Consider the following 20745-nt stretch of genomic DNA (forward strand, 5'->3'; position numbering starts at 1 on the left):
GGGTATGTCGGGCTGCCGCCGTTTCACCCAAGACCCCGGACACCACGGGGGGTGACTTCCAGCAGATGCCCGTCCACCGCGACCAGGTCCCCGACGACACCCTGCCCGAGCACGTCGCCGCCCAACGGGTCGAAGGGTGGCACCGGCCGGCCACCCGGCCGGTCCCAGACCACGGCGCCGGACGCCGCGTCGAGCGCCACCAGGCCGTGCGTCCCGCCGGTGTCACTCTCGGTCCGCAGCAGCACGGACTCACCGTCCGTGAAGGCCTGGACGACGTAGGCGGTGCCGAAGTAGCCGGAGCCGCCCCCCGAGGCCGGGTCCGACCCGTTCCAGTCCCACTTCTCCGCCCCCGTGCCCCGGTCCAGCCCGCGCACACCGCCTGCCCCGGTCGTGACCACGGCGACCTCGCCCACCTGCGCGAGGAAGTCCTGCCCACCGGACTGCAGCGGGATGTCCCAACGGGCCGTCCCGTCCGGCCCGTAGGCGCGCAGGCGCCGCCCGACCTCATCCACCCCGAGCACCATCGTGGGCCCCGCCTCGTCGACGGCCCGCGGCACGAGCGGGTAACCGGTGACGTCACCGACCACGGCACCGTCGACGGCGTGCACGGTGGCGCGCACCACGCCGTCGAACCTCGTCACGGCGTACCCGGTCGCACCAAGACCGACCACACCGCCCCTGCCCGGTTCGAGCTCGGTGCCGAGCACCACGCCGTCCGGCGTGACGCCCGCCTGGATGCCGCAGCCGTTCAGGTCGATGCGATCTGGCGTGGCCCACCCGCCGAAAGCGTCCGGGGCCAGCTCCCCGCTGAACACCAGGCGGGTCGCCGAGCTCCCCCAGGACCCACCGAAGGTACGGGTGCACTGGGTGGCGTCCGCCGCCCGGAACGGGACCGTCACCGCCCAGCGCTCCACGCCGGTCGCCGCGTCCTCGGCACGGAGCACCAGGTCACGTCCCGCCTCGACGGTGCCCCTGCACTCGCCCCCGTCGGTACACCGGACGCCCGCGACGTCGATCGCGGACAGCGGACCCACCCGCTTCGCACGCAGCACCGTCGCGGCCGGACCGATACGCGGCGGGCCGTGGCGGCGGGCGGCCGCGTCGTCGAGCGTACGCGGGGCCGAGGCCGCCCCCTGCGGGCCCACCACCACGACCTCCCGGTCGGCGCTCGCACCCTGCAGACACACCAGCGACGAGGTCGCGGGACCGCTCGGGGGCGACCAGGCCGTCGGCCCGCACTCCGCGTCCGCACCGAGCGCCACCGTCCAGGCCTCCTCACCGGTCGCCGGGTCCAGCCCGACCAGCTCGCCGTCCGACACGAACGCCAGCACGTCCCCCAGCACGGCGACGTCGGTGGTGCTCCCGTCCGGGCCGACGGTCCCGTGCCATGCCCACGTCTCCGTCAGGGGCGACGACACGTCGGCGACGCCACCGGGCAGCTCACGCATCCGCTCGATCCGCTCGTGGTCCCGGATGCCCTCGACCGCGACGCCCGTCCCGAGCACCACCGCGAGGACCGCCGCGGCCTGCGCCGTCGCGCGCCGCTTCCGGCCCGGGCTGCCCGCCGCGGACGGTCCCGCCCTCGCGAGGCCGTCCGAGTCGTCCCCGGCGTCGCCCGCGCCCGCGGCCGACCCGGCGGTGGACCCCGCCGGCGCAGCACCGGCCGCGTCGTCCTCGACCAGATCGAAGACGAACGCATCCCCCTCCTCCGGGTCCCGCGCCATGCGCCAGAGCGTAGCGCCGGGCGTCCCGCGCTTCAGCCGGTCCCCGCGCACCTCAGCCCAGGCCCCGCAGGCCCTCCCTGGTGATCTCGACGAGGTGCCCGTCCACGGCGATGGCCCTGCCCGCCATCGGCACGTCCCAGAGGCGCTCGCCGGTGGCCAGGTCGAGAGCGACCAGCATGCCGCCCTCCGCACCGTCGTTCGGCACGTACTGTGCGGCGACGGTCTCGCCGTCGGTCAGGGTGCGCAGCCGAGCCATCGTCGCCAGGTCCTCGGCACCGGCGGTCCAGAGCTCGGCACCGGTGGTGCGGTCGAGACCCACCAGCCGGTTCCCGCGGTCCACGACCACCACGTCCCGGCCCACGAGCAGCGCGTCCCGCGCGGACCGCTCGGTCCAGGCCACCGACCCGTCCTCGCGGACCGCCTCGAACCCGCTGCCGGACGGCCGGGTGACGAACACGATGTCGTCGGGCGCGTCGGGTGCCGAAGGGTCGGTACGCAGGCTCCCGTCCAGGGTCCGCACGACCTCCCCTGCGGCGTCCACCACCAGCGTGGTCATGCCGCTGCGGTCCACGGCGTAGCGGCCGGAGCCCAGCTCGTCCACCCAGCGCGGCGTCGTGCCGTCACCGGCCTGGTCCAGCCGGGCCCCGGGCAGGGAGAACGTCGCCGAGACACCGCACCCGTCGACGTACACCAGCTCGACCGCCGCGCGGGCCGTGACCGCGTCCGGGTCGATCGCCGGTCCGGTGTCCGACCCGGTGTCGGACGGGTACGTCGCCTGGCAGCCGTACGCGAAGTCCTGGTCGAACTCCACGGTGCTCGCCCAGCGTTCGACGCCCGTGCCCGCGTCCTCTGCTGTGACGAGCAGGTCGCGGCCAGCGGCCACCGCCTCGGGCGGGCACTCTCCCGACGAGTCGCACTCCACCGTCCCCACGGGCTCCCCGGTCCGGACGGTCCGCACCACCGTGCCACCGGGCCCGGCGAACAGCTGCTCGCCGGTGGCCAAGTCGGCGGACCGCGTGCGAGCGGTCCCGTCCGGTGCGATCACCAGTACCTCCCGCGCGTCGTCGGGACCGTGCACGCACACCAGCGTGTCGGTCGACGCCGACGCGTCGAAACCGGTCGGGCCGCAGTCCGGGCGCTCGCCCAACGGCACCCGCCAGGCCACCTCGCCAGACCCTGGCTCGATGGCCACCACGTCCTCGAACCCGGTCGGACGCGGCTCGGTCCCGCCCGTGGACGCGTCGACCCAGAAGTGCTGTGCGCTCGACGGGGGCACCACCAGCAGACCCCCCATGGTCACGACCTCCTGGTCGAAGGAGACATCGCCCTGCCCGGCCAGCACGTCGAACGGCACGGTCCAGGTCTCCGTCGGCGGTTCCGCGAGCGAGGTCAGGCCGATCGACGAGGTGCGCATCAGCTCCGCGCGCCGATGGTCGCGCACCAGGTCGACCGCCGTGACCGTCAGCAGAGCAGCCGTCACCACCGCCGCGGCGACCACCCAGGTGCGCCGGGAGAGGCCCCGCGGCCGAGACCAGCGGCCCGGCCCCCGGCCCGGCACGTCGTCCGCGGCCTCGTCGACGTGGACCCGAGCATCCCCCGCAGCTGGGTCCGGCCCCTGGCCCTCGACCAGGTCGAAGACAACGGACTCCTGCTCGTCAGGCCGTGGCATGGCCGGAGCCTACTCGCGCGACCTGCGGGTCCGTCCGAGCCCTGCCGACGGCGCGGGCGCGGTGCGGCTCAACCACCAGCCTGCCGGTCAGCCGAGGCCTACCACGCCCTGCTGCGTGATCTGCGCGAGATGGCCGTCGATGCTGATCAGCTGCGTGTACGGGGTGTCCTGTGCGATCTCCCAGCGCACCGCGCCGTCCTCGAGGTCTACCGCGAGCAGCCGTAGGCCGGGAGTGCTGCCGCTGGGGTCGGCGGTCACGGGCAGCAGCAGGGTGTTGCCGTCCGTGTACGCCCCGAAGATCGTCGACTCCGCCGCCCAGACCTGGTCGCCGAACGAGAGCACCTCGGGATCGAGCGTCCAACGGTCCGCGCCCGTACCGACGTCGATCGCACGCACCGCGCCGTCCTCGTCCACGACGACGGCAGTACCCGACACGCGGGCCAGCACCGTCGTCGCCCGGACGTCGGCCATCGACCAGAGCCGCGCCCCGGCGTCGTCCTCGGCGGTGGACCTGGCCCCCAGACGGGTGCCTGCCCGCTCCAGCAGCAGACCCGGGTCGCGGCCGTCCGTGGCCCAGGGCACCAGGGCCTGGCCGTCGAGCGCGAACGTGCCCCCGTGCTCCAGGTGTACCACGTCTCCGGAGACCGTGCCCTCGGCGGCCGTCGTGTCCGGCCCCACCCATCCGCCACCGGGCAACGGCGCGAAGGACGCGGTGTCCACGCCGTCCGCCGGCGGGTCCGCCGGGTCCGCCGGATCGTCCAGCCGGGTGCCGTCGAGCAGGAACGCCGCCGAGACACCGCAGCCCTGGACCTCCAGGAGACTGCCGTGCAGGTCCCAGCCCAGAGCGCCGACGACATCCAGCACCGGCGCGTTGTCGGCATACGTCACACAGCTGTCCGGGCGCGCGGCCCCGAACTCCACGGTGTCGCTCCAGCGCTCGGCGCCCGTCGCGGCGTCCTCCACCCGGACCGTCAGGTCCGGTCCCGCGAAGTCCTTCGGGAGGTGCGGCACACCCAGCTTGTCGACCACCACGGGGCGCCGCTCCTGGTCGCCCCCCGCCGGCTCCAGCCGGATCAGCCGGCCACCGGCGGCCGGCAGCACCACCGCATCGGAGTCGAGCTCACGCGTCCGCGCCGCACCGTCCGCGCCGATGACCGTGACGACCCGCGGGCTCTCGTCGCCGCCGCCGGCGCCGCCGCCGGACGACGCGATACAGACCAGCGGGTCGGCCGGCTCCGCCGACGCCGGACCCCCGATCCCCAGGGGCGTCCCCGGTCCGCAGTGCGCGTCGTCCCCGACCTCGACGGTCCAGAGCACGTCACCGGACGCGGGGTCCACGCCACGCACCTCCGTGCCGCCGGCGACCGCCAGGACCCCCGGCATCTCGATCAGGGTCGCGGCGATCGGGTTGTCGAGATCGATCGACCAGCGCTCGGCCGGCTGCACGTCCAGGCTCCGCACCCCGCCCGGCGTCGCGAGGAGCGCACGCTCCCGCAGCTGGGCGTCCACCAGCACACCGGCCGCCACGGCCACCACCACCACGGACACCGTCCCCCCGACCAGCAGGACCCGCCCCCGGCGAGACGTGGGCAGCCGGCGCCGAACGGCAGCGCCGCCCCGCCGCACCGTCCGCGCGACGGCGGCGCGGGCGCTCGTGAGCGCGAGCGCCAGGCGTCCGGGCGACCGGGGGGCCGGCTCGTCGGTCTCGTCCGGACCGGCGGGCGGGTGCTCCGGGTCGGGATCGGCACCGTCCGGGTCGTCGGCACCGCCGGACACGCCGGGAACCTCGTCGATCAGGTCGAAGGTGTGGACCTCCGACGGCTCAGGGCTCCCGGGCGCGGCATCGTCGTGCTGGGTGCGTTCGGTCACGCCCCGAGGGTAGTGCCCCGATCCGCGGCCAAGGCCGTCTTCCAGGTCACCCGGCCGCCGGTCTGCATGAGCGCTCCGCGATAGGCCCGCTCGGCCAGGAGCACCGCACCGAACGTCGCCAGCACGAGGATGAGGAGCGCCACGAGCGGCTCCCACCAGAGCGCGTCGCCGTTGAGCACCCGGACCGGCATCGAGACGATCGACGCCGGCGGGATGTAGGACAGGACGCGCTCCAGCACGCCGTCCGCGGAGAACGTCACCACGTACACGCCCATGAGCAGCATCATCAGCGGGCTGGTCGTGTACTGCAGGTCCTCGGTGCGCGACGCGAGCGAACCGGCCACCGCGTACAGGGCCGCCACCGCGACGAAGCCCACGGTGAAGAAGACGACGAACCAGATCATGGTGGTCGTCATCGCAGGCAGGATCGCCGACAGGTCGGTGAACGAGGCACCGACGAGCCCGACGACGGCGAGCAGCAGGTTCTGGCCCAGCGCGATCACCGAGCTCCCGATGATCTTGCCCGCCAACAGCTGCCGGAGCGGTACGGCCGTCGCGATGATCTCGACCAGCCGGGACTGCTTCTCCTCGATCACGCTGCCCGCGATCATCTGGCCGGAGCCCACCGCGCCGATGAAGAACAGGAACGCGAGCACGAAGCCGGCCACGAACACGATCTCGGGGTCGACGGGGTTGCCGTCGAGGCGCTCGGTCTCGACCTCGCTGCCCGCCGTGAGGGCGGCCATCGTGGTTCCGGCCTCTGCCGCGTGCCCGGCGAGCACCTGGTCGCGCACCGTGGTCTCGATCAGCTGGGTGAGGTCGGTGTCGGGCTCCCGCCAGCCCGAGAGGGTCCAGCCGTCGGTGCCGGGCGTGGCGCCCGAGCTGAGCCACGCGTCGGCGGTCTCCTCGTCGAGGGCCTGCTCGGCCGCGGCCACGTCGTCCACGCGCACCACGCTCAGCTCGACCTTCCGGTCGTCCGACGCCGCCTCCGCGGCAGCGGACTCGAGCGCCGTCGCCGCCGACTCGTCGCCGGCGACCACCGCCACGTCGAACGACTGGGTGCGGCTCTCCATGTAGGACGTGAAGCCGATCAGTCCGCCGATCATGGCGACGGTCACCCCGAGGCCGATCAGGAATCCCTTGTTGAGCGCCCGCACCACGATCTCGCGGGTCGCCACGACCATCCATGCGTTGCTCACGCCATCGCCCTTCCTCGTCGAGCTCGTCGAGCCGGCGGCCTCGTTCCGGTTCATGCGGTCACCTCGCGGTAGATCTGGGCCAGCGTGGGCCGTACCGGGGAGAACTCCCGGACCGCGCCCCGTTCCAGGGCGGCGGACAGGAGGCGGCCGGCCGCCGCGTCGTCGTGCACCTCGACCAGCGCGGAGGGGCCGTCGACGTCCACCGCCAGCACGCCGGGCACGCCGCGGACGAAACCGGCGTCGCCGGTGAGCACCAGCCGGTGCCGCGTCACCCCCTGGGCGCGCAGGTCGTCGGGCGTGCCGTTCGCGAGGACCCGGCCGCCGCCGAGGATCACGAGCTGCTCGCAGAGCCGTTCCACGAGGTCGAGCTGGTGGGAGCTGAACAGCACGGGGACCCCGCGCCGCGTGTGTTCCCGCAGCAGGTCGGCCATGGCGTCGACGGCGGCGGGGTCCAGGCCGCTGAACGGCTCGTCCAGCACGAGTGCCTTCGGTCGCCCCATGATCGCCGCGACGATCTGCACGCGCTGCTGGTTCCCGAGCGACAGCTTCTCCACGTGGTCTTTCGACCGGTCGGCCAGGCCGAGCCGGTCGAGGTGCTCCAGCACCTCGCGCCGGGCCACCGGCGCCGCGATCCCGCGCAGCCGGGCCAGGTAGACCAGCTGCTCCAGAACGGGCTGCTTCGGGTAGAGACCACGCTCCTCGGGCATGTACCCGAACTCGCGGCGGTCGTGCCGGGTGACCGGTGCGCCGTCGAACCGCACCTCGCCGTCCGTGATCGCCAGCACGCCCATGATCATGCGCATGGTCGTCGTCTTGCCGGCACCGTTGCCGCCCACGAACCCCGTGAGCAGGCCCGACGATGCGGTGAAGGACACCCCGTCCACCGCTCGCCGGGGCGTGCCGCCCGTCGAGAACACGCGGGTCAGCTCCCGCACTTCCAGATCGCTCATGGCAGCACGCTATGGGTCCCCCGGCGGCGAGGGATCCGCCGCGAGGTGGAACCCTCCTCCGCCTTCTGGTGGGCCTGCTCGGCCTCGCAGCCGGGTGGTCGGCAAATTGTCCGATGATCGGTATTTCGAGTTGCCGATCTCATGACATTCTGCCGACCGCAGTATGTGCACATGCATTCACGGGGCCCCTGACCTGGTATTACAGGCCCCGGTTGCCGATGGTGTTCTGCCACGTATTGTCCCATCCGGAACGCCGCACGAACGATAGCGGCGTTGCACGGTTGAACAGCCCGTCCCCGGAGAGCCGAGCACCGCATTCCGGCGGATGTTTCGCGGTTCGGCGCACCAGGCCGAAACGTCACAGCACAGGGGCACAAGGCAGTATCTGAACCCGCAGGGGGAGCTAAGCGTGCGCAAGCGTTTGATCGTCACAGGAACAGCCGCGGCCATGGTGCTGACGGCGGGGATCGTGGGTGCCGTAGCAGTGCAGCCCGAGCAGGAGCAGGACCGGGACACGACGGCGGCACCCGTCGTGCCCGACGCGCTGCAGGGCCTGCCGCCCATGATGGTGAAGCGCGAGCCCACGTCCCACCGGGGTGAGAAGGGCACGGTCGACGTACGCACGACGCCCGCGCCCGAGCAGAACCCGTTCACCTACACACCCCCGCCCACGTCGACGTACAGCCCGAAGCACATGGCCGACACGCCCACGGACCAGCCGGGCAGCAGCTTCACGATGACGCCGCCGCCGCCCCCCGGCCTCGGCCAGGGGGCGTGGTCCAGCAGCCCCTCGACGCCGTCGGACGGGTTCACGGTGCATCCCACGACGCCGCCCAGCCAGTCGCCGACCACGCCACCGACGCAGTCGCCCCGGCCGACGCCGGAGCCGACACCGACGCCGGACCCGACGCCCACTCCGACGCCCACGCCCACGCCGGACCCGGAGCCCACACCGACGCCGGATCCTGAGCCGACAGACCCGCCGTCGGAGGAGCCCACGAACCCGCCCTCCGAAGAACCGACCGATCCGCCGCCGGCAGACCCGACCGAGGAGCCGACCGCCGAACCGTCGGAGGAGCCCTCGGGCGAGCCCTCTCCGGACCCGTCGACAAACCCGTCAACCGAGCCGTCAACCGAACCTTCAACGGCACCTTCCGAATAGTCCAGTTTTACTGCTGGACATTCCGGCATAACCGGGCACCAAGAAGCGAGCTCCTTTCCCGAGGTCTCGCTTCTGCGTGCTTTCACGGCAAAGCCACGAATGTCAGAGACCGCTGACATTTCTAGCGCAGCGCTGCCCCGAACTGCTCCAGCCCCGCGGCGCCCGTGACCTCACCGGGCAACAGCTCGCACTCGACGCGCGGCAGGTCACCCAGCTCGGCGTCCAGCACGGCCAGCCACTCGTCCTCGTGGGCACGCCGGGCAGCGAGCAGCCCGCCCGCGCCGTCGGGGGAGCGCTTGTTGACGACCAGCCCGCCCACCGGCACGCCGAGCTTCCGCAGTGTGCCGGCGAGCTCGACGGTCTCCAGCACCGGCAGCCGCTCCGCGGCCAGCACCAGCAGGAACGACGTCGTCTCCGGGTCGGTGAGCACCGATCGCAGCCGCTCGAAGCGCTCCCGGCGCCGCAGCAGCGTGCGCCGGATCTCGCTGTCCCGCTCGGCCTTGGGGTCCCGCACGCCCAGCCCGGAGAGGGCGCCCGAGAACTTGTCGGCCCGGTCCCGCCGGCGCAGCAGCCCTTCGGTCCAGGCGGACATCGTCTCGGGCAGCGCCATGAGCCGGGCCGTGTGCCCCGACGGCGCGGTGTCGAACACCACCAGGTCGTAGTCGGCGAGGCCGGTCTCCACGGCGTCGGCGATCCGCTCGAGCACCGCTGCCTCGTGGGTCCCCGGAGCGTCCCTGGCGAGGTCGAGATGCCGGTCCACCTCCTTGGCGAGATGGTCCGGCATGAGGCGGCGCAGCGTGGAGCCGACCTGGGCCAGGTGCGCGTCGGTGGTCCGCCGCGGATCGACTTCTACCCCGTCGAGCAGCCCCGCGCCGCGCCACAGCGGCACGACGGTGTCCCCGACCTCTCGCTGCCACAGGTGGCCCAGGTTGTGCGCGGGGTCCGTCGAGACGACCAGCACCCGTCGCCCCTCCTGGGCCTGCACGAGCGCCAGCGCGGACGCCGTCGTGGTCTTGCCGACGCCGCCCTTGCCCCCCAGGAACAGCACGCGCCGACCCCGTACGACGTCGGTCAGCAGCACGACACGTCCTCCAGCGGTGATCGGTCCATGCCCATACGGGTGTGCCACTCGTGCACCCGCTCGTAGACGAGCGGCAGCAGCTCGGCCGTGTAGTAGGACGCCGGGTTCGGCACCCCGAGGACCTCGCTCAGGACGAGCAGCATGAAGAGGTCGTCCTCGTCCCGCTGGGCCCGCGCGAACGTGCGCCGGTATGGCGCCACGTAGAACTCGCGCAACCCGTCGGAGACAGCGCTCAGCCGCCGGCGGGCGGTGCCGAACCGGCGGCCGAGCACGTGTCAGCCCTCGACGCTCGCGACGGGCTTGTTGTCGGCGTCGTCCTCGTCCTCGATGCCGCCACGGGCCTTGGCCATGGCGATGAACGCCTCGAGCGCCACCCAGAGGGACGCGATGAGGATGACGACGTCCAGCACCAGCAGCATCCAGTTCTGCTCGGCGTAGAAGGTACCCAGCTGCAGCACCAGTGCGTAGATCGACATGATCATGACCACCGCGAGGGGGATCATGACCGGGAGCGGGTTGATCTTCTTGCGCAGCAGGATGACCGCGATCACCGACAGTGTCAGGGACGCGAGCAGCTGGTTCGTGGTACCGAACAGCGGCCAGATCAGCATGCCGCCCGCGCCGTCGGCGCCGAGGCTGAACACCAGGCCGACGGCCACGACGAGCGCGATCACGGTGCCGAGCAGGCCGCCGATCTTGACGCGTACGAGCTCGCCGGCCTCCTGGACCACGAAGCGCAGCAGCCGCACCCCGGTGTCCATGGTGGTCGCCGCGAACAGGACGGCCATGGTGGCGAGGATCGTGGCCGACAGGCCGACGGGAAGGCCGAGGCCGGCGTTGAGGATGTTGCCACCCCCCTCGACGAACGCTGCGACGCCGCCCTCGTTGAAGGCGGAGTAGACGGCCTCCCAGTCGGCGAGCGTCCGGTAGCCGGCCGTGGCGGCAATGATCGCACCGAGCGCCAGCAGGCCTTCGCCGACGGCACCGAAGTAGCCGACGAACCGGGAGTCCGTCTCCTTGTCGAGCTGCTTCGACGACGTGCCGGAGGACACCATGCCGTGGAAGCCCGAGATGGCACCGCACGCGATCGTCACGAAGAGCAGCGGCACCAGCGGCGGCGTGCCCTCCGGGACGTTCTGGTTGATCGCGGGGGCGACGATCGCCGGGGCCGACAGCAGCACAGAGCCGAACAGGATGCCCAGGCCGATGAAGAGCTGCACGCCGTTGATGTAGTCACGCGGCTGCAGCAGCACCCACACCGGCAGCAGGGATGCGATGCCCGCGTAGACGAACAGCGCCACGATCCAGAACGTCGCCGGCGACATCCCGAGGATCGGGTCCGGCAGCACGATGGGGTTGGCGTTGCCGACGATGATCAGCGAGTAGAGCGCCACGACGCCGATGATGGTCGTGACCAGCAGGTTGATCTTCCAGCGGTAGATCATCTGCCCGATCACGAGGGCCACCAGGATCGCGCCCCACACGGGGATGACGGCACTCGGCGTGCCGATCAGCAGGTTCTTGATGACCACGGCGAACGCGGCCACGACCATGAGCAGCAGCAGGAAGATCACGACGAGGAACAGGGCCCGGCCACGCGGGCCGATGTACTTGCCCGACAGCATGCCCATCGACTGGCCCTTGTGGCGCTGCGACGCCCAGAGGGCACCCATGTCGTGCATGCCGGCGAAGAAGATGGTGCCGATCGTCACCCACAGGACCGCGGGCAGCCAGCCCCAGATCACGGCGACGGCCGGCCCCACGATGGGGGCGGCACCCGCTACGGAGGTGAAGTGGTGGCCCCAGAGCACGAACTTGTTGGTGGGGACGTAGTCCACACCGTCGTTCAGCTCGTGCGCGGGGGTCTTGAAAGCGGGGTCGAGTCGGTAGACCTTCTTACCGAGATATTTCGAGTACAGCAGGTATCCGGCGACCATCAGTGCAATACCGATGACGGCCAGGACGAGGGAGTTCACGGGGGGCCTCCAGGGTCATCGTCGACGGGGGACCGGCATACCATACTAGTTTCGATGATTCCCTATACAGAGGGTTGACCGGCCCTCCGGCACTTTCTTCCCGATTCAGACCAAACCGACCCGATGGGCGAGGACGACCGCCTGGACCCGGTCCCGCAGGTGCAGCTTGGACAGCACGTTGGAGACGTGGGTCTTCACCGTCGCCTCGCCGAGGTACAGGGTCGCGGCGATCTCCGCGTTCGACAGCCCCGTGCCCACCAGCTCCAGCACCTCGCGCTCGCGCGGAGTGAGCAGGGCAACACCGGCCAGGGCCGCCTCGTTACCGGGTTCGGGGGCCGGCCGCGCGCTCGCGTTCGCCACGGGCGCCGCCTCCGCGCCCTGCCGAAGGGTGACCACCGGAGCGGACGACCGCTCCCCCGCCACCATCTGCTCGATCACCCGCCGCGTGATCTGCGGCGCGAGCAGGGCGTGACCCGCCGCAACGGTGCGCACGGCCTCCACCAGGTGCTCGGCGTCGGAGTTCTTCAGCAGAAAGCCCGATGCCCCGGCGGCGAGCCCGTCGAACACGTACTCGTCGTGGTCGAACGTGGTCAGCACCAGCACCTTGGCGAGATCCTCCGCGACGATCCGGCGGGTGGCCTCGATGCCGTCCATGACCGGCATCTGCACGTCCATCAGCACCACGTCGGGGCGCAGTGCGCGGGTCAGCTCGATCGCCCTGGCGCCGTCACCCGCTTCACCGACCACCTCGAAGTCGTCCTCCACCGAAAGGATGAGGGAGAAGCCGGAACGCACCAGCGCCTGGTCGTCCACCAGCAGCACACGGGTCATCCGCCAACCTCCGACTCGGCCGTCGACGCGGCACCCGCCGTCGTCACCGGGGGCTCCGCGGACGACACGGCAGCGGGACCCGGCGCAGGCAACGGTAGCCGCACCCGGACCCGGTACCCGCCGGTCGCGCGCGGCCCGATCTCGACCACGCCCTGGTGCGTCGCCACCCGCTCCCGGATGCCGAGGAGCCCCAGGCCGGAGCCGGACGTGCCGTGGCGGGGGCGGCCGTCGTCGAGCACCTCCACCTCGGCGAAGCCGTGCTCGAACTGCCGGCCCGCCAGCGTCTCGGGCGTCCGCACCACGCGCAGCGTGACCGTCGCGGACCGGGCCGTCGAGTGCTTGCGCACGTTCGCCATCGCCTCCTGGGCCGTGCGGTAGAGGCTGAGCCCCATGGGGTCCGGTACGTCTGCCACGGCGCCCGGTGGCTCCTCGACCTGACGGAACGTGGTGTCCAGACCGTCGTGGTCGGCAGCCGTGAGGGTCGGCAGGTCGGCCAGGCCAGGTTCCGGCGACCGGGAGGCCCCGCCGTCCGGCCCCGTCGAGCCGCCCGCGGTGCCCCCGTCGGGCACCGCGCGGAGCGTGCCGACGAGGTTGCGCATCTGCGCGACCCCCTCGCGCGACTCGCGCTCGATCGTGACGAGCGCTTCCGCGGTCCTGGCCGGGTCCCGGTCGAGCACTCGGCGGGCGGCGGCCGCCTGGATGCCGATCACGGACACGTGGTGCGCGACGACGTCGTGCAGCTCGCGGGCGATCCGTACCCGCTCGGCCACGATGGCCTGATCGGTGAGCGCCGCGGCCTGCTTCTCGATGGTGACCGCCTGGCCCGCGAGCTGCTGCCGGCGGCGCGCCGCGTTCCACTGCATCTGACCGGCCACCACGGCGCCGCCGAAGAACGCGATGTTGGTGATGAACTGGTAGACCGCGTTCGCGAGATACGGCTCCACGACGCCGGGCCAGTCCGCACGCGTCGAGTACTCGTCGAAGAGCGTCTCCATGCCTTGCCCCACCGCGAACATCCAGACGAGCCAGGTGAACATCATCAGCACGCAGATGCTGACCACGACGAGCATCGCCCGCCGGTCGCGCGCCCAGGCCACCGCCGTGAACAGGGCCACGAAGTACATCACCTGCATCGGCATGAGCACGGTGATCCCGCTGATCGTCAGGCCGAGCCCGAGCCAGACCGCGTACACGAGCGCGAGCGACACCAGCGGGTAGCGACGGCGCCAGGCCAGCGGCACGGTGCTGACGACCGCGAGCAGGATGATCAGCCACAGCGGCTCCCGCACCTCCTCGAAGAGGCCCATACTGCGGCCGAGCTCGACGGAGATGGCCGCCAGCACGGCGAACCCGGCGCCCAGCAGCAGATCCTTCCGGTAGGCGTCGCGTCCGGCCGGCACCCGCTCCCAGTCGGAGTCGACGCCGAACCAGTCGAGCAGCCGACCGGCGAGGCTCTCGACGGACCGGCGCACACCGGGCCGAGACGCACCGAACCGGCCGACGTCCGACTGGGCGCCGGCCGGCCGGGCGCCGTCGGGCTGGGGCGGGGCATGGACCATGCCCCCAGGGTAAGAACTCCGCGCGCGAGATCGCTTCCGCCTCAAGGAGGAGTCAGCCCAGCGCGGACGTCACCAGAGCGTCACGAGCACGGCGACGATCGTGAGGTCGGCGAGCACGTGCGCCGCCCACGGCAGCAACAGCCCGCGCGAGACCTGGCGCAGCGCGCTCAGCACCAGGCCGTAGCCGCCCGCGAGGAGGACTCCCCACCACCCGTTCGGGAACCCGTACCAGTGGGATGCGCCGAACATCGCGGCGGCGAGCACCACCGCGACGACGCGGCCCACGTCGAGCCCGAACGCCCGCTGCGCCACGCCGTTGTAGGCACACTCCTCCGCGGCGGCGTTGACCGACGAGAACACGAGTGCCCCGAGCGCCATGACGACGACGCCGTGGTCGGCGACGATCCGGCGGTACGCCGCGAACCCGCTGCCGTCCTCTCCTGTCGTCCACGCCCACAGCACCAGCGCCAGCGCGGAGACCGGCACGATCGCCGCGAGGAGCCAGAGACCCCGCCGGTCCACCGTGCCCCGGAAGAGCCAGTCGTCCACCAGCCCGAGCGCTCGCACCCGGCTGAGCGGCACGTACAGACCGAGGGCGAGGACGAGCGGGAGGGGCCACAGCGCCATGGAGCTCGCACCGGCGAAGCCCGCGCCCTCCAGTGCTCCCCCGGCGACGCGCAGCACCCAGACGGCCGCCACGACGCAGGCCGCGAGCGCCGCGACACTCTTGGCACCGGACGGCCGGGCACCGGACGGCGGGCGGTGGCGTGCCCGGAACCACCCGCTGAGCCCGGCGACCAGTGCGGCGGAGACCGCTGCGGTCACCGGTCCGACAACGGGGTGGCCCCCGGCCACGACTGCCGCGACCAGGCATCCCGCGGCGATCAGCGAAGGTAGCCAGGCGTAGGGAGCGGTCGCCGGGGGGACGGCGGGCGTTCCGTCGGGCGCCGTCGTGGCGTCCGGGTCCGGCCGGCTCATGGCAGGGTCCGTCGGCTCGAGGCGCGCGTACGTGTCTCCATGGCGCCCAACGTAGGAGCCGCAGGGTCTGGACCGCCTCCGCCCTGAGGCGGAGCCGGGCGACCGAGCCGGGAGTCCGAAGCCGGAGACCGAGCGGCGCGGGTCTGGACCGGTGTCGGACTGCGGTACCGACTCGCCGTACCCGGTACGGCGAGTCAGTACCGCAGTACATCTCACGGCGGCCGCAGGTCGTGCTCACGGCGGCCGCAGGCCGTGCCGGGTCAGCAGATGTTGCGCGCGCCGTTCCCGCTCAGGTTCCACGTGGTGTTCTCCCCGCACGGCGACTCGCGCACGGAGGTGTTGTCCACGCGGAGCGTGATGTCGATGTTGCGGTTGTTGGGGAACTCCGAGCGAGCGGCGAGCCGCACCTCGCCGCCACCGTTGACGGTTCCACCACCGATGGTGATGTCCGAGCAGTTCTCGATGAGGATCGAGTTGTTGCCGTTGTTCGCCAGGTCGACGGAGTTGATGCGCGCGCCCTGCGACCTGGACACGCAGAACACGCCCCGGCCGCCGCCGCGCGAGCGCACCCGGTCCACGGTGATGCCGGGCCCGTTGCCGTTGGCCATGCGGAACGTGGCGTAGCCGGTACCGGTGGCGACGTTCTCGCCGTCGACCGTGCCGATCGTGGCGTTGCGCGTGCTGTTCAGCAGCAGGCCCGCGTACGCGACGTCGCGCGCGGTGATGGTCCCGATCCGCAGCCCGTCCACGTGCCAGGTCTCGACCCCGTGGTTCCCCGTGCCCGACACGTAGATGTCGTCCATCCGCACGTCGGTGCTGCCCGGCAGGTCACGTTCGAACCGGATGCCCAGGCCTCCGCTCATCCGCAGGTTGATCTGCCCCAGGTGCAAGCCGTGCACGTCCGCGAAGCGCAGGCCGAAGTACGGCGCCCCGGTCATGTTCAGGTGGGGGATGGACACGTCCCGCACCCCGATGGCCTGGATGGCGCCCCGGCCCGCGACGTTCCCCGTGTCCAGGGTGCCGCAGACCTCGAACGCCGTGTGGCTCGGCAGGTCGATCGTGTTGTTGCCGATCCAGGCGCTGGCCATGACGGATACCTTCTGCTGGCTGGTCCGGCCCGGGTCGAGCGCGCCGATCGCCTCCCAGATCGCGGTGATGTAGTACGGGCCCTGGTAGACGGTCTGCCCGTGATAGGTCGCAGTGAACCCGGACGACTGGCTCCCGGTGACGAGGGCGTCAGCACCGTCGCCACAGGCAGCCGCCTGGACGACACCGGAGGTCGTACCGCTGGGGGCCGGACCGCTGGGCGCGGCAGCGACTCCGGGTGCGACGAGCAGGGAGACAACTATCGACAGTGCTGCGGCCCCTGCGGCAAAAAGCCGCGGGCGACGCTGTGACGTTGGTGCCATGGTCACTCCTCCTTGAGGACTCTTGAGGGCTCCTGTACTACAACGTTGTAGATCGTTGTCCCGAGCGTATGGACGAAACGGCCGCCGCACCAGGGTCTGCGCCGATCCAAAACGATTCACCTGCCGACGCGCCGGTGCGCCACGCCGCGCGGGCTGCCGGAGCTTTTCGCGTCCGCGCGGGAAATGCTGGACACGACCACCGCGTTGGCGCATCGTGACGATGCACCGGCCCGACGAAGGGGAGCTGTCGACGATGACGTTCTGGATCTGCCGCACGTGCGGCGTGGAGCACGAGTCCCGGCCCGATGTGTGCGCCATCTGCGCCGACGAACGCCAGTGGGTGCCGGCGGACGGGCAGCACTGGACCACCCTGGAAGAGCTCGCCACCGACGGACAACGCATCACGGTCCACGAGCTGGAACCCGACCTGTTCGGCCTACGCACCGTGCCCGACGTCGGCATCGGACCCACCGCCAAGATCGTCCGCACCACCGCCGGAAACCTCATGTTCGACGTCCCCAGCTACCTCGACGACAACGCCGTCACCGCCGTCCAGGACCTCGGCGGCCTCGCCTACATCGTCGCCAGCCACCCCCACATGTACGGCGTCCAGGTCGAATGGAGCCACCGACTCGGCGAAGTCCCCATCCTCATCAGCGAACCCGACACCACATGGCTCGCCCGCCCCGACCACACCATCGAAGCCTGGAAGGGCGACCGCGAGATCCTGCCCGGCATCACCCTGAGCCAACCCGGCGGACACTTCCCCGGCTCCGCCGTCGCCCACTGGTCCGCCGGCGCCTCCGACCACGGCGTACTGCTCAGCGGCGACACCATCTTCGCCAACCCCGACCGCACCTCCGTGTCCTTCATGCGCAGCTACCCCAACCGGATCCCACTGTCCGGACCAGTGGTCCAACGCATCGCCCACCACGTCAGCCGCTTCCAGTTCGACCGGCTCTACAACAACTTCGACGGCATCATCCCCACCAACGCCCGCGAGATCGTGCTGCGGTCCGCAGAACGGCACGCCGCCTGGACACGCGGCGACTTCGACCACCTCACCTAGCCGACGTGCCGCTCGGCGCACGGGAGGTCCGGGATGTGGGAGCCTCGACCCCGTGACCTCCACTCTGCCGGCCTCACTGGTCGGCCCAGCGCGTCTGACCGCCGCCTTTCTCGTGTCGGCCTCGGCGATCCTGCTCTTCGCCATCCACATCCGACCGGTCGCCTACGTGCCGCTCGTGGTGGGCATCGCCCTGGGCCTGTGGGCCGACCGCGCTCTGGGGCGGGACCTGGCGCTGATCGGCGTCGGTATGGGGATCATCTCGATGATCTCGCTGCAGGCGGACCTGTCCGACGCCGGGATGCTGCGCTTCACGCTCGCGCTCGGCGGGTCGGTGCTCGTGCCCTGGGCACTGTCCCGGTTCGTACTGAAGCAGGACACCATCCAGTTTCCGGTGCTGACCGGGCGCCGCTGGACGCGCGGGCAGTGGGTCTATCTCGCCGCCGTCGTGGCCCTCGGGTACGTGCTGCTGCCGTTCTACTTCCTGGGCTCGGGCGCGTACCTGAACTGGCCCGACCTGGAGGGCACGCAGGACATCTGGCGGCTGTTCGTCGGTGTGAACGCCGTCGGCATCTGGGACGAGCTGTTCTTCATCTGCGTGGTGTTCGCCCTGCTCTGCCGCCACTTCCCGATGTGGCAGGCCAACCTGCTGCAGTCGATGATCTTCGTGTCGTTCCTGTGGGAGCTCGGCTACCGCGAGTGGGGCCCGCTGCTCACGGTCCCGTTCGCCCTCGTCCAGGGCTGGATCTTCGCGAAGTTCAAGTCGCTCAGCTACGTCGTCGCAGTGCACCTGCTGTTCGACGCCGTCGTGTTCGCCGTCCTGGTGCACGGGCACCACCCGCAGCTGTTCGACGTCTTCGTCACGGCTCCCTGACCGCTCGGCTAGGAACCGGACCCGTCGTTGGACCCCGGGCCGCCGATGGCGGCCAGCACGGCGCGGACCTCCACGACCTCCACGCGGATGGCGTCGACCTCGGCCTGCGCCAGCGCCTTCGCGTCGGCGTCCTTCCCCTCGGTGATCTCCTCGTCGGCCGGCTGCAGCCCGCCGTAGTGGTGCTCGACGAGCGCGGACAGCAGCGCGATGTCGAACTCCGACCCGTCGAGTGCGGCGATCGCGTCGACCTGCTCGTCGGTGAGCATGCCGTGGTTGCCGCCCTCGTGGGAATGCGCGCCGGCCCCGGCCCGGGGGCCGCTGCCGTTGTCGGGCAGCTCGGTGTCGAGACCGTCCGCGGCGAGGGCCAGTGCCTCCCGGCCGGCGGCGGGCACCGCGATCTCCCGCTCCTCGAGCCAGGCCGCGAGCGCACCCACCCGGTTCGCCGAGGTCTCGCCCACCTCGACCGCGAGGGCGAGCACGTCATCGTCGGTGGAGCGCCCCGGCGCGAGCGCAGCGAGCTGCACCGCCTGCGCGTTGTGCTCGATCGCCACCGCGGCGTACGCGGAGTCCGCGGCGGAGTACCCGGCCGCCTCCTGCTTCGCCGGAACCAGCACACCGAGCCACAGCAGCAGCGCCAGCACGACGGCGAGCCCACCGGCCAGCACCGCACCCATGATCCGGAGGCGGCGCCCCAGCCCGTACGCGGACGACGGCGGCGTGGCCTCCGTCGTGTCCGGCGCGTCGCCCGACGGCAGGGTCGTGTCGTCGGTCGTGGCGTCCCGGGTTGTCATGGAGGGGAGATTCCCATACATCGTCGAGGCAGCGCCAGGCCTGGACCTGCCGCCCGTCCACCGGGCGGTTCGCCGGACGGCGGCGAGGGCCGCACCCGCCCCATGGGGTGAGTGCGGCCCTCGCTGCGACGACGCCGCTACGGTCAGCCGCGGAACGGCATCTGCATCTGCGGGTTCAGCTCCCGCTGCTTGACCCGCTCGGCCTTGCCATCGATCGAGTCGTCGATGTCGAACGTGTCGAACCCGATCGAGAGGTCGTTCGAATAGGCGTACCCGTTGTAGTAGTACGTGGACCAGGTACCGCCGCCGCTCACACCCTCGCCACGGTCGAACCAGGCGACCTCACGCGGGTTGCTGGAGTCGGTGAAGTCGAACACCGAGACGCCGCCCTGGTACCAGGACTGGACCATCAGGTCCTTGCCCTTGACCGGGATGAGCGACCCGTTGTGCGCCACACAGTTCTCCGCGGCCGTGTTGAGCCGGGGGATCTTGTAGTACGACGCGAACTCGAGCTCCGTCGTGCCGCGCGAGCGCTCGATGTCGTAGATCCCGTTGGCGCCCAGCTCCGGCGCGAACTCTTCGGTGCACGTGGCGAGACCGCCGCCGCCGAGCTCGTCGGTGAAGACCACCTTCGTGGCGTCGTTGTTGAACGTCGCCGAGTGCCAGAACGCGAAGTTCTCCGTGTCCCGGACCTGGCTGATCACGCGCGGACGCTCGCGGTCCTTGATGTCCATCAGGATGCCGTCACCCATGCAGGCACCGGCAGCCAGGTCGTACTTCACGTAGGTGGTGATGTCGTGGCAGCCACTCGTGGTGGACGCCCGACGGTCCCGGTCACCCTCGTAGCCACCGTCCGGGAAGAGGTTCGGCGTGGCGACCAGCTCGGCCGCTGCCGGGTCCTTCACCGGGATCTTCACGATCGAGATGCTGTCGTGCGGCGGCTGGCAGTCCGGGTACGCGGCGCTCGGCGAGTACGACGACACGTACGCGTAGACCGTCCTGCCGTTCTTCGACGGGGCCAGGGTGTGCGTGTGCGAACCGCAGCTGGTCTCGACGGACTGGACGTACTCGGGCTCCAGCGGGTTCGAGATGTCCCAGACCTTGATGCCCTCCCACGCCTCCTTCTCCGTGGCGTCCATCGACGTCGACTCGCAGGAGTCGTCGCTGCGCGAGTAGTCCGTCGACAGCACCAGTACGTCCTTGTAGACGGAGATGTCGTTCTGGCCACCCGGGCAGGAGACCTGCACCACCTGCTCGGGGTTCTCCTTGTCCGACAGGTCGTAGACGGTGAACCCGTCGTAGTTGCCGGCGTACGCGTACTTGCCCTGGAACGCGATGTCCGAGCCGGTGCTCATGAGCGCGCCGTTCTTGGGCTGGTTGCTCAAGTGGGTCATGTTCCACGACGCGGTCTCACCGGGCGGAACGTCCGGCTCGGCGGCCGAGGCCGCCACGGGTCCTGCGAGTGCCACAGCCGCCGCAGCGAAGAACGCTGTCAGGGCGACGCCAGTGGCGCCCCGAGCGCGAGATCGAGTAAAGGTTGGACGACGCACGGGCGTCACACCTCCTAGGTCGGTTGAGGCAGTCTCACCCACAGGAAGCTCCCAGCA

Annotated in this window: 17 protein-coding genes; 2 read left to right on the forward strand and 15 right to left on the reverse strand. The window is 71.5% G+C overall.

Annotated elements, in window-relative coordinates; genetic code table 11:
* Positions 1-23: 23 nt before the first annotated feature.
* The 13 genes from ACFSL2_RS16725 to ACFSL2_RS16785 form a co-directional block, all read right to left on the reverse strand.
* A complete protein-coding gene (locus ACFSL2_RS16725; protein ID WP_377198921.1) occupies positions 24-1724 on the reverse strand; it encodes an outer membrane protein assembly factor BamB family protein in 1701 nt (566 codons plus the stop codon).
* A 52-nt stretch (positions 1725-1776) separates the two neighbouring features.
* Positions 1777-3393 carry an outer membrane protein assembly factor BamB family protein gene (locus tag ACFSL2_RS16730; RefSeq protein WP_377198922.1) on the reverse strand — a complete coding sequence of 539 codons (1617 nt, stop codon included), beginning with the start codon at positions 3391-3393 and terminating at the stop codon, positions 1777-1779.
* 87 nt (positions 3394-3480) lie between these two features.
* Positions 3481-5262, reverse strand: a complete 1782-nt coding sequence (locus tag ACFSL2_RS16735; RefSeq protein ID WP_377198923.1) for an outer membrane protein assembly factor BamB family protein — start codon at positions 5260-5262, stop codon at positions 3481-3483.
* Positions 5259-6515 (reverse strand): ABC transporter permease, encoded by a 1257-nt coding sequence (locus tag ACFSL2_RS16740; RefSeq protein WP_377198924.1) that lies wholly within the window; start codon positions 6513-6515, stop codon positions 5259-5261. Before ACFSL2_RS16740 ends, ACFSL2_RS16735 begins: the two co-directional genes overlap by 4 nt.
* Positions 6512-7411 (reverse strand): ABC transporter ATP-binding protein, encoded by a 900-nt coding sequence (locus tag ACFSL2_RS16745; RefSeq protein ID WP_377198925.1) that lies wholly within the window; start codon positions 7409-7411, stop codon positions 6512-6514. The genes ACFSL2_RS16740 and ACFSL2_RS16745 overlap by 4 nt, the downstream gene beginning before the upstream one ends.
* A 654-nt stretch (positions 7412-8065) precedes the next feature.
* Positions 8066-8410 carry a hypothetical protein gene (locus ACFSL2_RS16750; protein ID WP_377198926.1) on the reverse strand — a complete coding sequence of 115 codons (345 nt, stop codon included), beginning with the start codon at positions 8408-8410 and terminating at the stop codon, positions 8066-8068.
* Between the two features lie 284 nt (positions 8411-8694).
* The gene (locus ACFSL2_RS16755) at positions 8695-9651 is read right to left on the reverse strand and encodes an ArsA family ATPase (protein ID WP_377200841.1); all 957 of its coding nucleotides are present in this window, start codon (positions 9649-9651) and stop codon (positions 8695-8697) included.
* Positions 9645-9926, reverse strand: coding sequence for a cory-CC-star protein (locus ACFSL2_RS16760; RefSeq protein WP_377198927.1), 282 nt, complete (start codon positions 9924-9926; stop codon positions 9645-9647). The genes ACFSL2_RS16755 and ACFSL2_RS16760 overlap by 7 nt, the downstream gene beginning before the upstream one ends.
* A gap of 3 nt (positions 9927-9929) precedes the next feature.
* A complete protein-coding gene (locus ACFSL2_RS16765; RefSeq protein WP_377198928.1) occupies positions 9930-11630 on the reverse strand; it encodes a carbon starvation CstA family protein in 1701 nt (566 codons plus the stop codon).
* A gap of 105 nt (positions 11631-11735) precedes the next feature.
* Positions 11736-12461 (reverse strand): response regulator, encoded by a 726-nt coding sequence (locus tag ACFSL2_RS16770; RefSeq protein WP_377198929.1) that lies wholly within the window; start codon positions 12459-12461, stop codon positions 11736-11738.
* Entirely contained in the window at positions 12458-14020 is a 1563-nt protein-coding gene (locus ACFSL2_RS16775) for a sensor histidine kinase (protein ID WP_377198930.1), read from the reverse strand. The genes ACFSL2_RS16770 and ACFSL2_RS16775 overlap by 4 nt, the downstream gene beginning before the upstream one ends.
* A gap of 69 nt (positions 14021-14089) precedes the next feature.
* Entirely contained in the window at positions 14090-14998 is a 909-nt protein-coding gene (locus tag ACFSL2_RS16780; protein WP_377198931.1) for a CPBP family intramembrane glutamic endopeptidase, read from the reverse strand.
* A gap of 260 nt (positions 14999-15258) precedes the next feature.
* The gene (locus ACFSL2_RS16785; RefSeq protein WP_377198932.1) at positions 15259-16407 is read right to left on the reverse strand and encodes a hypothetical protein; all 1149 of its coding nucleotides are present in this window, start codon (positions 16405-16407) and stop codon (positions 15259-15261) included.
* 253 nt (positions 16408-16660) lie between these two features.
* Between ACFSL2_RS16785 and ACFSL2_RS16790 the strand changes: the two genes are divergently transcribed.
* Positions 16661-17476: a hydrolase gene (locus tag ACFSL2_RS16790; RefSeq protein ID WP_377198933.1), complete on the forward strand. Its 816-nt coding sequence runs from the start codon at positions 16661-16663 to the stop codon at positions 17474-17476.
* 52 nt (positions 17477-17528) lie between these two features.
* The gene (locus ACFSL2_RS16795; RefSeq protein WP_377198934.1) at positions 17529-18347 is read left to right on the forward strand and encodes a CPBP family glutamic-type intramembrane protease; all 819 of its coding nucleotides are present in this window, start codon (positions 17529-17531) and stop codon (positions 18345-18347) included.
* Positions 18348-18355: 8 nt separating this feature from the next.
* On the opposite strand, the gene ACFSL2_RS16800 is transcribed toward ACFSL2_RS16795, so the two are convergent.
* Both ACFSL2_RS16800 and ACFSL2_RS16805 read right to left on the reverse strand, forming a co-directional pair.
* Positions 18356-19138 carry a DUF305 domain-containing protein gene (locus tag ACFSL2_RS16800; protein WP_377198935.1) on the reverse strand — a complete coding sequence of 261 codons (783 nt, stop codon included), beginning with the start codon at positions 19136-19138 and terminating at the stop codon, positions 18356-18358.
* Positions 19139-19281: 143 nt separating this feature from the next.
* The gene (locus ACFSL2_RS16805; protein ID WP_377200842.1) at positions 19282-20532 is read right to left on the reverse strand and encodes an LVIVD repeat-containing protein; all 1251 of its coding nucleotides are present in this window, start codon (positions 20530-20532) and stop codon (positions 19282-19284) included.
* Positions 20533-20745: the final 213 nt, after the last annotated feature.

The organism is Promicromonospora aerolata, assembly GCF_042682255.1.
Taxonomy (GTDB): domain Bacteria; phylum Actinomycetota; class Actinomycetes; order Actinomycetales; family Cellulomonadaceae; genus Promicromonospora; species Promicromonospora aerolata.

Bases quoted from the DNA above. Each gene is read 5' to 3' on its own strand.
- ACFSL2_RS16780 (WP_377198931.1), bottom strand. From the start codon at position 14,998: ATGAGCCGGCCGGACCCGGACGCCACGACGGCGCCCGACGGAACGCCC.
- ACFSL2_RS16790 (WP_377198933.1), top strand. From the start codon at position 16,661: ATGACGTTCTGGATCTGCCGCACGTGCGGCGTGGAGCACGAGTCCCGG.
- ACFSL2_RS16725 (WP_377198921.1), bottom strand. From the start codon at position 1,724: ATGGCGCGGGACCCGGAGGAGGGGGATGCGTTCGTCTTCGATCTGGTC.
- ACFSL2_RS16805 (WP_377200842.1), bottom strand. From the start codon at position 20,532: ATGACCCACTTGAGCAACCAGCCCAAGAACGGCGCGCTCATGAGCACC.
- ACFSL2_RS16785 (WP_377198932.1), bottom strand. From the start codon at position 16,407: ATGGCACCAACGTCACAGCGTCGCCCGCGGCTTTTTGCCGCAGGGGCC.
- ACFSL2_RS16770 (WP_377198929.1), bottom strand. From the start codon at position 12,461: ATGACCCGTGTGCTGCTGGTGGACGACCAGGCGCTGGTGCGTTCCGGC.
- ACFSL2_RS16740 (WP_377198924.1), bottom strand. From the start codon at position 6,515: ATGAACCGGAACGAGGCCGCCGGCTCGACGAGCTCGACGAGGAAGGGC.
- ACFSL2_RS16730 (WP_377198922.1), bottom strand. From the start codon at position 3,393: ATGCCACGGCCTGACGAGCAGGAGTCCGTTGTCTTCGACCTGGTCGAG.
- ACFSL2_RS16775 (WP_377198930.1), bottom strand. From the start codon at position 14,020: ATGGTCCATGCCCCGCCCCAGCCCGACGGCGCCCGGCCGGCCGGCGCC.
- ACFSL2_RS16800 (WP_377198935.1), bottom strand. From the start codon at position 19,138: ATGACAACCCGGGACGCCACGACCGACGACACGACCCTGCCGTCGGGC.
- ACFSL2_RS16745 (WP_377198925.1), bottom strand. From the start codon at position 7,411: ATGAGCGATCTGGAAGTGCGGGAGCTGACCCGCGTGTTCTCGACGGGC.